Below are 14,216 nucleotides of genomic sequence, written 5' to 3' on the forward strand. Positions count from 1 at the left end.
ATCCTTTAGTTTGGTATGATAGTGTTTTTTCTTGCTGTCTTTTGAAGGGAAAAGATGATTAAACCTGCTATTAAAGTATAAAGCGTGATTAAAAGATTTTCAAAAGCATTGTAGCTGTTATCTCCGATGAGGTTTGCTATACCAAAGATTAGCTTTGGTTTATAACAAATCACCCAAAGAATAGTTATGGCATTAATGCTAACAAATGCTTTCATTTTATCTATACACCCAAATAAAGCTAAAGCAGATAAAACAAAACTTCCTAAAGCACTTAAGTATAATCCATAAAAATTGAATATATTTAAAATAGATAAACCATGCTTGTATAGTTTTATCATAAAAAGTATACTTGCAAACATTCCTATGGTTATGATTAGCCATTTTACATTTAAAATCAAATCCGTATGATGATCGCAAAGCTTGCGATAAAAGAAAAGTTGGTATTTATCTATCCATTCTTTAGAAAATATCTTAGATTTTTTAGAATTTAACTCTATCTCTTTACAATAAAGCTCATATTTGTGAAATTTTGAAGCGTTTAAAAGATTATTATCTTTTATTAGTATATTTTTAAAAACCCTAAAATAGTCTCTAAAGTCATTCGCTGCTTCATCCTTTGACTTGTTTATATTCTTTATAGCAATATTTAAATTTCTAAAATCAAAACTAGCTTTCATATTTACTAGATTTGTGTTATCTTTAAAAACTACTTGAGAAAAATTTGGAGCTTTGTTAAAAGTTACCCCGTAAAAACAAGCTATTTTTTCAAATTCACACGCGTGAAAATCAACATAATCTTTAAAATGAGAATTATTAAAAAAAGCATTTTCTTTAAAAACACCTGAAAAATAAACTTTATTGTGAAAATAGCAATTTTCCATAATTAAAAGTTTAAATTTTTTTTGAAATCCAAAATAAACTTCTTTGTAAAAATTACAATTTTCAAAACTTAAATTTTCACATTCTAAATAATTCCAAAAAGTATTTTTTATTTCACACTGAAAATCACATCGAATAAAATGCAAAGGAAACTGTGAAAATAATCGTATATCTGCTTTTTCTATAACTAATCTTTCATCTGATTGTTTTTTTATAAGATTTTCTGTATTTTCATCATAGGGGAAGGATTCTTGATGAGAGATTATTATAATATCTGTTCCGACAAAAATATAATTTTCATCAATTTCAAACTCTCTTGATAGTATTTTTTTGGATGTTATTTCATATGATATTTTTTTTGTTTCTTCTTTTAATGTGTCTTTATTGATATCTTTTTTCATTCCATATCGTTGATAGCCTTCAAATACACCTATAACTCTATCGTAAATATTTTGTTTTAATGTTTCTTTATTTACTTGAGTGTCTAAAAATATTTCTAATGGTATTTCTTTTTCAATTTGTTGTAATAAAAAATCTTGCATATTTTGATTTAAAACTATTTTACACATCACTTACCTTCAATGATTTTTATTTCTTCTTCGCTTAGGTTGTAAAGTTTATAAACGATAGAATTTATTTTTTCTTCTAAAGGTGATGTGTTTGCATTTTTGTCTTGAACTTTAGCTTTTAAAATTTCATCGACTAAGCTTATAAGCTCGTTTGCTAATTTTTCATTTTTAGAATTTATATCTACTATGGGAATATTTAACAAAGGCTCTTTATCGATTTGATAATTATTACCTTGCATTTTTCCTTTATATTTTAGCCAGAATGCTATAAGCTTCGAATTTAAAATAGCGGTTAGATATTTTGTATTAATTCTTTGGGTTTTTATTACATTTAAACTTAACATAACATAAGCTTCGCTGTTTAAATATGAAAAAATAGGCTCTGCACATTTTCTTACACTGATAATCTTTTCTCCACTTTCAAAAAAACTTTTATCTCTTGCCCAGTGCAAATGGTAAAAATCTAATTTTTTATTTAAATTTTCTCTTCTATTGTCCATGATAGTTCTAAATTTATGAAGATGATTTATTATGGTAGGTATATTTTCTTTTTTACAATTGTTTTTTGTGGTGTATATTAATTGTTTTGAGTTTTTTTTATTAAAGTGGTATTTTTCAAAATTCTCAACTTCGTATAATGGTTTTAAATATTTTTGTTCGTTTTTGGGAACATTCAAGCTATTTTTTTCAATAACAAAAACACCATCTCCGATTTTTATCCCTTTAGATATCATTTCATTATTAATATTCTTTTTGGTAACTACATCAGGATTAGGAACTATCCCCTGTGCCACTTCTTTTTCATCAAGATAAAATTTTCCACATTTTTGAATTTTTTCAAATAATCCATCATAATCATTTTTTGCAAAATTTAAAGTTTTTCCTATGAAGTTTTTTGGAGCGAAATTTATATCAAATATTTCATTATTTTGAGAATTTTCATTGTTTAAAATAGCTATAGCATCCTTAAAATTTGGTTCTTTAGTTGTTATTTTTGCATAATGAAAATTATAATTTTTAGGTGGTTTAGTCTTTTTAAATTCCATTATCATGGTTTGTATATCAGCAGAGCTAAAAACTTTAAAAGAATTAAAATCTACAATGTTTAAAATTTTAGATTCTTCTAAAACAACATTGCGTAATTTTTGTGCACCTGAATTTGTAATCCAATTGTTTGTAGCAATAAAAGATAAAATTCCATTATCTTTTAATATATCAAATCCACGCCCTACAAAATGATACCAAATATCCATTTTTCCTTGATAAGTTCTTAAATTCTTAGTGTTTGCAAAAATTTCTTTATTATCATTTTCTTTTATATATGGCGGGTTACCTATAACTAAATCAAAACCAAGAAAATCCCCTTCTTTATCTTTATGTAAATTTTTAAAGTTTCCTTTTTGCTTAGAAAGATTGTTATTTGTTATTTCTTCTTTGCTTAAAGAAGAATGTAAAATTTTAGAAAATTCCATACGCCATTCAAAACCATAAAAAATTTCATCATATTTTTCTTTTAAAACTTCTAAGTCTTTTAAGGCTTTTTCCTTGTCTATATCTGCGACATTAAAAAGTGATAAATTTATGAGTTGGCATTGTATACGCATTTTTAATTCTTCGTATTTTTCAGGCAAAGTATTTAAACCAAAATCTTCATAGTTTTTAGCATATTCTTCGCATTTTTTGTGAAAGTCTTTTATTTCTTTTGCGTGTTTTACATTAATATACGCTTTTATAAAATTTGATTTGATTTTGTTTATTTTTTCTAAATGTTCTTCTTTGTTTATATATAAGCCATTATAGTAATCATCTTCTAATTGTTTATATAATTTTACACTTTCTTGAGTTTGTAGCATTAAAGGCTCATTTGTAGGTATTTTGCTAATGAGTGAATTCCCACATTTTATGTTTATATCGATGTTTGGTAAAATTTGAAGAGTGTTTGTGTTTTTATCATTTTCAAAGATATAAAAGCTGTATTTTAAAAGCTCTATCCAAAGTCTTAGTTTGGTAATCTCACATGAGTTAGGGTTGATATCTACCCCAAAAAGACAATTTTCTATAATGAGTTTTTTGCACTCAAAAAGTTCTTTTTGAATTTGATGAAAAGGATCGTTTTGAAAATTTGGTTTTTGGTAATTAAAAATTCCTTTATCGTTAGTATAGATGATAAGCTCATCATTTTCTAGGATTAGTTTTTCTCTAAGTAAAGATTTTATAAGCCCTAGTTGGTATAAAATATATACAAGCTCATTTAAAGCTGAAACCAAAAAATGCCCACTTCCTACAGCTGGATCGCAAATTTTTATACTTAATATAGTGTTAAAATAAGCTTTTTGTTTTTCTAGAGTGAAATTTCTATCGATTAACACCCTTAAATCATCTATAGAATTTGCTTTTAAAGAATGCTCTTGTTCAAATTTATCAAACACTATTTTTTGTATGCTTTCTTTACACATATATGAAGTTATAAAGCTTGGAGTATAGTAGCTTCCCTCTTTATAGCCATTTAGTTTTTCAAAAACATTTCCCAAAACACTTGCGTTTATGAGTTTGTCGTGGTTGATTTTTTGATTATTTTGTATATCTTTACTTGTGGTGGTAAAATCATATGTCCTTAAAAACGCAAAAAGATATTCTAAAAGTGGCAAGGATTTTAAGTCTTTGTATTCTTGTGCTAATTTAGAGTTTTGAAAAATTTCAAGTGGCTTAGAATCAAGCAATCTTATGTCTTTGTGTTGTTGCTCTTGTGTGTTTTTATCAAATAAAGATGAATTTAAATAAGGTATAAAATCAAATTCTTTAACACCTCTTTGTTCTTCTTTTTTGGCTAAAACTTCAAAGAAAAGTTCGGATAATTTTGCAAAATTTGGAATTTTTTCTATTGTTAAGAAAGGTTTTTGTATGTGATTAAAAGATAAAAGCATAGACTCAAACAATCTTAAAAACAAAATTCTATTATTCCAAGTGATTAAAAGAGCAAAAATATCATCAAAACTTATATCTTTATAAGCTTGTTTTATGGCATAACTTAGCGTGTTTGGAGTGTCTGATAAGATGATTTTTTTACTTTTCTCTCCTTCTTCTTTTAAACCTAGTATATAAAGTAATTCTTTGTAAAAATTTTCATTTAAAGCATTAGCATCTTGGGTTATTTTTTCTTTTAATAAAACTTGCGGTGAGAGAATTTGATAAATATAGCTAAGTGTTGTTTCATCTAAATCATCTCTTAGTTCAAAATGTGTGTATTTTAAATTCTTATCAAGGGTTTTTAAATAAGATGAAAGTTGATCATAAAATTCTTGCGTTTTTGTGTTAGTGCCTTGTTTTTCATCGCAATTTTTATAATGCTTGATAATAGTTTTATCATTTTCAAATAATCTTTCATACTCCCTTGCATCTATGATAAAAAAATCTTTTACAGTGCAAATAATAATGAATTTTATGAAATTATTTTTCTTGCTTTTTCTTTCTCTTAAAAAATAAAGCACACTTTCATAAAATGCTTTAGATGATAAATCTTGATTTGATTGTGGGAATTCTTTTTTATTTATAGTGGATTTTACTTCAAATATAACATTTACTATATCATCTACATATATAGTTAAATCTATACTACCTCTTATGTTTGTTATGTAATCATATGTTTTTTCTAAAAAATTTGAAATTTCTTTTTTTTGATAATCTTCTTCATTTGCTTTTAAAGCTTGAGATAAAAAATTATTTATTTTTATTTTAAAATCTTCTATGGTGTCTTTAGTTGGTGTCTTTGCATTGTTTTTAATGAATTCTTGAAGTGGTATCAAATCAAATTGCATGAAAGTCCTTATAAATTTTTAGTAAATTTTATCAAAAAGGCTATAATAAAAGCATAAAATATTATTTTATAGTAATGATTAATTTTATATCTTGTGTTAAAATTATATTTATATAAAATAAAAAGGAAACAAATGCAAATATCACAAAAAATTTTTAAATTTATAGCTATTTTAGCTTTTATTTTTGGTGTAAGTGCAAACGCACTTAGTGAAGGCAAGGAATATATCGTTTTAAAAACGCCTATTCCAAATGCGCAAAATTCTTTGATAAAGATTTTTTCTTATCGTTGCGGGTATTGTTATAATCACCATCAATTTAATACTTTAGCTAGAATCAAAGAAGTGCTTCCAAATTTAAGATATGATATTTTTTCAGTAAGTTCTATGAGTGAATTTGGAAATGAATTAAATGAAATCATGGCTTTAGCATCTTTTAAAGAAAAAGCTTTAGGGATGGATTCAGCAAGTGAAAAAAGTTTAACGCATAAAGTTGCTGATGTTTATTTTGTTAGTCACTTTGAACAAAGACAAAATTTAAATGATATAAATTTATTTTATAAAATAGGTTTAAATTCTATAGGTGCGAGCAAAGAAGAGCTTATGCAATTTTTAAAAACAAATGATGCAAAAGAGATTTTAAAAGCATATAGTGTGGCAAATGAAATTTCTAAGAATTATGGAACTCCTGCTTTTGTGGTAAATGGAAAATACCAAATTAACCCAGAATATATCACTTCTTTGGAAGAGTTGATTAATATAGTTAAAGAGCTTTCTACGAAATAATCTAGGAAATGCATTATGAAACTAAGTAAAATTGTATGCACGGCTTTGCTTGCTAATCTTATTATGCTTCCTAGTGCTTCTTTGGCAGTTGGCGGGGCAAGTGGAGCTAGGGTTGATTGGCAGGTGCAAGGACAAATTGGTGCTATAAAGGTAAATCCTTATGGCTTAGCACCTTTAACAGCGGTAATCTTAGATGGTGGTTATAAACTTGATGATGTAGAAGTAACTATAATGCCAAAACCAAACGGCCAAGAAATAAAATATAAAGTTGATAAGAATAAACTTAAAAACTATGGAGGAATTCCTATTTTTGGTTTATATCCTTCTTATTTAAACACTATCAAAGTAAGTTATACTAAGAGTTTTTTTGGTAAAAGTCAAAAAGTGCAAAATGAAATTTATAAAATCGCAACATCAGGAGTTAGCATAATGCCAAGTGGCAATACCCTTCAAAGAGGTGTGCCGTTTGAAAAAATAGAAGTTATAAAGGTAGATAAAGAATTTAAAGATAGATTGTATTTGATAAACAATACCCCTGGAAAATTTACAGGAACTAGTTCTAAAGCTATATGGAATAATCCAAGCGGAGGTGCTTTAGAATGGGATGAGAGTTCTAATGCTGTGATTATAGATACTAAGGGCGAAATTCGTTGGTATTTGGATTCTGATAAATTAATGGATTTTGATAATATTTACAATCGTGGTATTATGATGGGGTTTAGGCAAAATACAGATGGAGCGTTGAGTTTTGGTTTTGGGCAAAGATATGTAAAATATGATTTAATGGGAAGGAAGATTTTTAATAGGCTTTTACCTTCTTCTTATATTGATTTTTCTCATTCTATGGATGAAATGCCAAATGGAAATTATCTTTTAAGAGTTGCATTGGCTAATGTCAAACGCCCTGATAATAAAAATGTTCGTTCAGTGCGAGATGTGATTATAGAAGTAGATAAAAATGGCAATGTAGTCGATGAGTGGAGACTTTTTGAAATTTTAGATCCATATAGAGCTAATGTAATAAAAGTTTTAGATCAAGGAGCTGTGTGTCTAAATATAGATGTCTCTAAAGCAGGGCATACTTTAAGTGATGAAGAACTTGCCAAAATGGATACAAGCGATATGTTTGGAGATATTGCAGGGACTGGAGTAGGGCGTAATTGGGCTCATGTAAATAGTGTAGATTATGATCCAAGTGATGATAGCATTATCATTTCAAGTAGACACCAAAGTGCCATTGTAAAAATAGGACGCGACAAAAAAATAAAATGGATATTAGGAGCACATAAAGGTTGGAATGCTAAATATAAAAATTTTCTTTTACAGCCTATAGATAAAAATGGAAAAAAAATTATTTGTGATGATGAGTATAGCAAGTGTCCAGGCTATAAAAACAAAGATGGTGGTTTTGATTTTACATGGACACAGCATACTGCATTTAGAATAGATGAAAAATCAAATAAACGCTATGTATATCTTAGTGTTTTTGATAATGGCGATGCAAGAGGCTTAACTCAACCTCCTTTTGCTACTATGAAATACTCAAGAGCAGTGGTGTATAAAATAGATCAGCAAAATAAAACTATAGAGCAAATTTGGGAGTATGGAAAACAAAGAGCAAATGAATGGTTTTCTCCTATCACTTCTTTAGCAGAATTTCATAAAGATAAAAATTCATTACTTGTTTTTAGTGCAAGTGCTGGAATGAGTTTTGATTTAAGTAAAGGAATAGCCATTGGTGAGCCAAAACCTGAAATCGATGAATTTAAATGGGGAGCAAAAGAACCTTCAGTTCAAATTCGTATGTTTGGAACGAGTTCTTCGTATCAGGCTATGCCTATTGATTTGAATAAAGCTTTTAATTAAAAAAGGGCTTTAAGCCCTTTTTTATAAATATCCTGCACCTAATGCTAAAAAATAACCTGCTATACAAGAAACGATAACCCCTATTAATCCTGGAGCTATGAAGCTGTGGTTGATAACAAATTTACCAATTTTTGTGGTTCCTGATCTGTCAAATTGTATAGTAGCAAGATCGCTTGGATAGGTTGGTAAAATGTAATATCCATAGCAAGCTGCTGCAAAAGCGATGATAATACCTGGTTCAACGCCAATTCCTAATGCAAGTGGCACAAACGCTGCAATCGCTGCTGCTTGAGAATTAACAAATTTAGAGATAAGCAAAAGCATAACCGCATAAGTCCAAGGGTGTTCTTTAACCACATCACCTAATGCTGCCTTCATCATAGGAGTATGCACTGCAAACATAGTATCTGCCATCCATGAAATTCCAAAAACAGCCACTAAAGCTATCATACCAGATTTAAAAATTTCATTTTTAGCAATTTTGCTTGTATCAAGTTTTGTAAAGATAATTAAAGCTGAACCTGCTAAGAGCATGAACATTTGTATGGTTGCCACCATATTCATAGGTTTAGTAACACCTTTAGAGGTAAATTGAGGTCTAAGTTCTGGAAAAGCTCCTAAAATCGCAACAATAGCAATAGCACCTAAGAATATCCACATTGCAACCCATTGTATAGTTGGTAGTTTTTCGCCCAATAAAGTTTTACTATCGCCATAGATGTATTCTTTTTGTTCTGGATCTTTAAGTCTTGCTTGAAATTCTTCATCTTTATCAAGATCCTTTCCTCTAAACCAAGAAAAAATTCCTATAGCTAAAACTCCTATCAAGGTAGAAGGTATGGTGATAGCAAGCAAATCTACATAGCCATCAAAGCCTGCTAAAGGGTGTTTATTGATTTCTGGATTTAAAAGTAGAGCGGTTAAACTAACAACTGCAACTGAAACAGGACTTGCAATAATTCCAAGTTGGCTTGATATACTTGAAGCAGCCATTGGTCTTTCTGGACGAATTCCGTTTTTAATAGCTATATCATAAATAATAGGCATCATAGTATAAACAACATGGCCTGTTCCACAAAGTATGGTTAAAAAACAAGTTACAAATGGAGCTAAAATAGTTAAGAATTTAGGATTTTTTCTTAAAACTTTTTCTGCAATTTGCAACATCACATCCAAACCACCGCTAGCTTGTAAAGTAGCACTTGCAATAACAACAGCTAAAATCGTAAGCATAACATCAATAGAAGGCTTTCCAGGTGCAACTGCAAAACCAAAACTTAAAACCAATAAACCTATACCGCCTAATAAACCTAAGGCGATACCTCCTTTTTTTGCCCCATAAAAAAGACAAATGAGAACTACGGCTAGTTGGATACTAAATTGAGTCCCTTCGCTAAGGCTTGTTAGTATTTCCATACTCTCTCCTTTGTTTTAAAATATGCGAGAGTATAGCATAATTTTTATCATAAATTAAATAAAAAGATAAAAATTTTAAATGATTATTTACCAATATTTTGAATTTATTTATCAAAATATTGGAATTTTAAGAATTATTGATAATCTTTTAGGATATTAAAAAGAATTTTGCTTATTTTTTCAATTGAGGCTATTTCACATTTTTCATCTGTGGAGTGAGGACTATATATATTTGGTCCTATAGAGCAACATTCTAAAGGTTGTTTTTCACTAATGATACCGCATTCTAAACCAGCATGAATAGTATAAAGTTTAGCTTTTTCATCTTCTTTTTTAAAATAATTTAAAATTTCTTCTCCAAATTTAGTGTCTTTATTTGCCCAAGGTGGATAAAAATTTGCACTAGAAGTTTGACAATTTTGCATTTTAAAATAAGTCAGTGTTTCAAATTCGATATTTTGAAGTTCTTTTAAATCATTTGATCTTGCAAAGAGTTCAAAATAAAATTTTCCATCTTTTTCATAAGCTAATGAAAGATTGATACTTGTTTGGACTAAATTTAAGTGATGATTGAAAGTTCTAACACCTTGTGCAAATGCATTTATGAGATTTAAAATTATATTTGAATTTTTATAATAACTTCTTTTGATTTTTCCTAAGGATTTGATTTTAAAATTATCATTTTCTTTTGGAGGATTTTTAAAAAAAGCTATGATTTTAGCATGTTTTGGTATAGAATTGATTCTTTCACCGCCATTAAACTCGCAAATTTCACCATGGTTTTGGCTAATAAACAACGCAGCTTCTTTGATTGAATTTTTAATGTTTTTTATGATGTCTATACCAGAATGACCTCCTTTGAAGCCCACTGCTTGTAATTCATAGCATTCTTCTTCTTTTTCATCTAATTCTAAAGCTAAATTAGCAAAAATATCAACTCCACCAGCACACCCTATAACCACTTCATCATCACTTTCATGATCTAAATTTAAAAGCTTATTTGCAATTAAAGAATGTTGTAAATCATTTGCACCACAAAGTCCAACTTCTTCATTATTAGTAAAAAGACATTCTATGTTTTCAAATTCTTTCAATGCTTGCATCATTAATGAAACACCAATGCCATTGTCTGCACCTAAACTAGAATTTTTAGCCTTTAAATAACCATTTTCCTCATACATTTGTATATTTGGAGCTTCTCCCATGCATACCATATCATAATGACTTTGAAGACAGATTTTTGGCTTGCCTTTGTATGCATGGATGTTGCCTGCTTTGTCGATTTTAACTTCGCAGTTTTGCTCTTTTGCAAAATCTATAAGAAATTTTTGTAATTGTTCTGTTTGAAAACTACAATGTGGTATTTGAGTAATTTGTTTAAAATTTTGTATAATTTCTTGCATTAAAAATCCTTTTTAATATAATTATGGCATATTTTTATCCATTTTTTGAGGTATAAATGAAAATTTCTAAAAAACAAATAAAAATTATTTCAGAGCTTTTAAAAGATCCTAAAAAATTTCTTATTGCTCTTTTTTTACTTGCTTTTGCTTATATTATAAACTACGATCCAAATTCTTATATTCAAAGTAAGGTTGATAAAATCATTGATGGTGATACTATAGAAGTTTTTTTAAATGATGATAAAATTAAAGTAAGATTATTTGGTATAGATGCTCCTGAAAAAGATCAAGCATATGGAAAATTATCTGCTAAATTTTTAAGCGCAATTATTTTGAATAAAGAAATAACTTTAAATATAAAAGATGAAGATAAATATGGTAGAATTTTGGCTATTGTTTATTTGAATGATAAAGATATTAATCAAGTTATGGTTAAAAATGGTTTTGCTTGGGCTTATGATCATTATAGTGATTTATATATTAATGATCAAAATTATGCACAAAAAAATAAAAAAGGTTTATGGGAAGATGAAAATCCTATAAAACCATATATTTGGCGAAAGCAAATAAGATTACAATAAGGAAAAATTGTGTTAAGAAAAATATCTTTTTTAACTTTTTTTATAGTCTTTTTTAGTGGATGTTTTGTAAATGAAAGAGGGGTTTCAAATCGTTTTTATGATGATTGTAAAGAATACTACGATGCAAGTGGGACATATCACAAAGAATGTCCAAAAAATTGGATTAATCTACCCTTAACCCCCGATTCCTTTTAAAGCAGCGTTTAATGCATCTTGTGTTTCATCTTTTGCATTTTCTTGCTGTTGACTTGAAGTGCTGCTAGTTTGGTTTTGTTTTAGTTTGAAAATATGCTCTTCGGTTGTTACAACTTGAAATGATGCATCAAAAATTTTTATCTCATTTACAAAACCAACTACTTTTACTTCTCTTTTTCTAGAATCATCGCTAAATAAAGCACTAGCTTCAAGATTTAAAATATCTCCTACTTTTAGTGGAGCATAAAAAAAACTTCTTGAGCCTATTAATACACTAAATTCTTTATTAATAGCTGCTTGTGCTATATAATTTGCAGCATTAAACACAAAACCACTATGAACTAAACCTAGCTCATCCACAGCCATTTCATCTGTAGTGATTAATATACCTTTTGCAAAATTTTTTTCTATATGAGAAATACTTCCTGCTAAAGCATTATTAATATCCGGACAAGTTATAAGTTCTGATTTGATACGATTTAATTCTTCTGGGTCTATTAACTCTTCTATGTTTATCATGCTAGCACTTCTTGCCATTTTTATACCTTTAATTTAACATAAACTCTCTTTGGTGCTGCATAGCCCTCGCAAGTAAAATTAGAATCTGTTTTGTCTAAAAATTCATCTAAAGAATAAGAATCTATCCATTCTGTTTTTCTTTGTTCTTGATGATCTGTTTGCTTTGTAGCTATCACTTCAAATTCATTAAAGCCAGCTCTATAACACCAATTTCTTAAACCCAATATCGACGGAATGAAAAAAATATTTGGTATTTTTGAATAAGTTTTTTTAGGAATTAAGGCAATTTCCCTTTCATCTTCTATATACATGGTGTCTAAAAAAACAATACCATTTTTATTTAAAGATTGTTTAAGTTGTTTTAGCATAGCTAATGGATCGCTACGATGATAAATCACTCCAAGACAAAAGATGATATCAAATTTTGTATGATAATTTGGAACATCAGCTACGCCTAAAAGTTCATATTTTATAGAAGTTTTTGCTAAAGTATTTAGAAGTAAAAATTGTAAAAAATACTTTACAGAAGGATCAAAACCAATGATTTTTAAAGGATTAAATTCAAGCATTTTAAACATATAATAGCCATTATTACATCCAATATCAGCTACTATTTTATTTTCAATACAGGGCATGTGTTTTTTTAATATATTAAACTTTATAAAGCTTTGCCATTCTGTATCAATAAAAAGTTCGTTGATTTTAAAAGGCCCCTTACGCCATGGTTTTAATTCTAAAGCAATTTGTTTAATTTCATCATTTAAATTCTCATCACAAGTGATGTTAAAACTATCGTTTATATAAAAATTTGATTGTGTTATTTTAGAACTAAGATTTTGAATTTTATGATAAAGTGGATGATTTAAAACTTGTTGCGGTAAAGTGATTTTTTGCATTATATTTCCAAAAAACTCCCATTATAGGGAGTTTAAAAAGTTATTGAAGTAAGCTTGCAAGTTTAGTTTGTAATGCTACATTTGAGTGTGCATTTGTAAATAAATATGCATTTTCTTTTAAATAATTAGCATTAAAATCATTAATATTTTTAGCTAAATCATTGTTTTGTAAATTACTTTCAGCTTCTTTTGTGCTAATACTTGTTTGTAAAGATGAATTAATGTTTGAATTAATAGCATTTATACCTGCTCCAATGTCAGCGCGTAAAGAACCAACTTGATCAAGAAAACTACGGATTCCATCTTGATTTTCAAGGCTTAAATTTGCTGTGCTTGGTTGGTTTAAATTGATACTCTCAACTCCTGCACCTACTACAAAATCCATACTTTGAAAAACATTTTTTCCATTAAAAGTCGCATTAGAAAAAGCATCATTGATTGAACTTACAAGTTTAGTTGCTTCTGTATTTAACATGCTTTTTTGTCTATCGTTTAAAGCAGCACTATTTGAGCGAACTGAAAGTTCGTTTAGTCTATCTGCTGTTGCTGTAATATTATTTAGTGCAGAATCAGCAATTTGTAAAACTCCTATAGAATCATAAGCATTTAAAATACCTTGATCGATGGTGCCATATTGACTTCTTAAAGAATCTGCTATAGCTAAATTAGAACCATCCGTTCCATCTATAGCTCTTATAGCTGCTATATTTTCTAAAGCCTTTTCTTGATTTTTTTGAGCTTGATTTACATAATGATTTTGTTGAGTTGTTCCTATATCGCCTATTTTCATCTTTGACTCCTTTTAAAGACTTGTTTTATTATACCATTTTTTTTGTTTTAAAATTTAAAAAAAACAAAATTACTTGCGAAAACATAATAATTTTCATTACAACTTCACTAGTACCATGAATTTTTACAAATTCTTCAGTTTTAGTTGCTTCTTCTCCTAAGCTTTGTGCATTTAAAACATAAGCTGTGAAGTAGAAAACAAAAAGCAAACTTAGTGCCAAAATTATCAAAGAAAGCATAAATTTTGAAAAATTTATTTTAAATCCTAAATCTTTATTTTTAAAAGAAAAGATTTCTATGATAACAGAAAGAACACTTACGCCTAATAGTGCATAGCCAAATTGAATAAAAATATTTGTCATTAAAAGTCCGCTTTGAAAATGGCTTAAAACACCTTCTCCTATAAATTTTTCAGGATAAAATATAGTAGGTGCTAAAAAAGCTCCTATGCTTATTTCTATACCAATTAAACTAGCCAATAAAAACAAATAGATTGCCTTCAAAA

At 28.1% G+C, this 14,216-nt stretch carries 12 protein-coding genes; 4 read left to right on the plus strand and 8 right to left on the minus strand.

Translation table 11 applies throughout. From position 1 onward, the window contains the following. Positions 1 to 5 precede the first annotated feature (5 nt). Both CPEL_RS02575 and CPEL_RS02580 read right to left on the minus strand, forming a co-directional pair. Positions 6 to 1,448: a pentapeptide repeat-containing protein gene (locus CPEL_RS02575; protein WP_049984568.1), complete on the minus strand. Its 1,443-nt coding sequence runs from the start codon at positions 1,446 to 1,448 to the stop codon at positions 6 to 8. Continuing rightward, a complete protein-coding gene (locus tag CPEL_RS02580; protein ID WP_049984569.1) occupies positions 1,448 to 5,263 on the minus strand; it encodes a type IIS restriction/modification enzyme in 3,816 nt (1,271 codons plus the stop codon). Before CPEL_RS02580 ends, CPEL_RS02575 begins: the two co-directional genes overlap by 1 nt. A gap of 132 nt (positions 5,264 to 5,395) precedes the next feature. Here CPEL_RS02580 and CPEL_RS02585 point away from each other — a divergent pair, with 132 nt between their 5' ends. Further along, positions 5,396 to 6,046 carry a thiol:disulfide interchange protein DsbA/DsbL gene (locus CPEL_RS02585; protein WP_044598494.1) on the plus strand — a complete coding sequence of 217 codons (651 nt, stop codon included), beginning with the start codon at positions 5,396 to 5,398 and terminating at the stop codon, positions 6,044 to 6,046. 15 nt (positions 6,047 to 6,061) lie between these two features. Next, the gene (locus tag CPEL_RS02590; protein WP_044598495.1) at positions 6,062 to 7,912 is read left to right on the plus strand and encodes an aryl-sulfate sulfotransferase; all 1,851 of its coding nucleotides are present in this window, start codon (positions 6,062 to 6,064) and stop codon (positions 7,910 to 7,912) included. A 21-nt stretch (positions 7,913 to 7,933) separates the two neighbouring features. Here CPEL_RS02590 and CPEL_RS02595 read toward each other — a convergent pair whose 3' ends face one another. Together CPEL_RS02595 and CPEL_RS02600 are read right to left on the minus strand one after the other, a co-directional pair. Continuing rightward, positions 7,934 to 9,328, minus strand: coding sequence for an anaerobic C4-dicarboxylate transporter (locus CPEL_RS02595; protein WP_044598496.1), 1,395 nt, complete (start codon positions 9,326 to 9,328; stop codon positions 7,934 to 7,936). Between the two features lie 134 nt (positions 9,329 to 9,462). Then, complete coding sequence (locus CPEL_RS02600; protein ID WP_044598497.1) at positions 9,463 to 10,731, minus strand: M20/M25/M40 family metallo-hydrolase; 1,269 nt, start codon at positions 10,729 to 10,731, stop codon at positions 9,463 to 9,465. Between the two features lie 56 nt (positions 10,732 to 10,787). Between CPEL_RS02600 and CPEL_RS02605 the strand changes: the two genes are divergently transcribed. Both CPEL_RS02605 and CPEL_RS02610 read left to right on the plus strand, forming a co-directional pair. Next, positions 10,788 to 11,312 (plus strand): thermonuclease family protein, encoded by a 525-nt coding sequence (locus CPEL_RS02605; protein WP_044598498.1) that lies wholly within the window; start codon positions 10,788 to 10,790, stop codon positions 11,310 to 11,312. Positions 11,313 to 11,333: 21 nt separating this feature from the next. Next, on the plus strand, positions 11,334 to 11,507 hold the full coding sequence (locus tag CPEL_RS02610) for a hypothetical protein (protein WP_232088181.1): 174 nt from the start codon (positions 11,334 to 11,336) through the stop codon (positions 11,505 to 11,507). Here CPEL_RS02610 and CPEL_RS02615 read toward each other — a convergent pair. Genes CPEL_RS02615 through CPEL_RS02630 form a run of 4 tightly spaced genes read right to left on the minus strand, consistent with a single transcriptional unit; the run spans position 11,487 to position 14,214 of the window. After that, positions 11,487 to 12,026, minus strand: a complete 540-nt coding sequence (locus CPEL_RS02615; protein ID WP_414437351.1) for a hypothetical protein — start codon at positions 12,024 to 12,026, stop codon at positions 11,487 to 11,489. The genes CPEL_RS02610 and CPEL_RS02615 overlap by 21 nt on opposite strands. Before the next feature lie 20 nt (positions 12,027 to 12,046). Then, positions 12,047 to 12,922: a tRNA 5-methoxyuridine(34)/uridine 5-oxyacetic acid(34) synthase CmoB gene (cmoB, locus tag CPEL_RS02620; protein WP_044598501.1), complete on the minus strand. Its 876-nt coding sequence runs from the start codon at positions 12,920 to 12,922 to the stop codon at positions 12,047 to 12,049. Between the two features lie 40 nt (positions 12,923 to 12,962). Then, positions 12,963 to 13,712 carry a flagellin gene (locus CPEL_RS02625; protein WP_044598502.1) on the minus strand — a complete coding sequence of 250 codons (750 nt, stop codon included), beginning with the start codon at positions 13,710 to 13,712 and terminating at the stop codon, positions 12,963 to 12,965. Positions 13,713 to 13,740: 28 nt separating this feature from the next. Continuing rightward, complete coding sequence (locus CPEL_RS02630; protein ID WP_044598503.1) at positions 13,741 to 14,214, minus strand: DUF4149 domain-containing protein; 474 nt, start codon at positions 14,212 to 14,214, stop codon at positions 13,741 to 13,743. Positions 14,215 to 14,216 lie beyond the last annotated feature (2 nt).

The sequence above is a fragment of the Campylobacter peloridis LMG 23910 genome (assembly GCF_000816785.1).
Classification (GTDB): Bacteria; Campylobacterota; Campylobacteria; order Campylobacterales; family Campylobacteraceae; genus Campylobacter_D; species Campylobacter_D peloridis.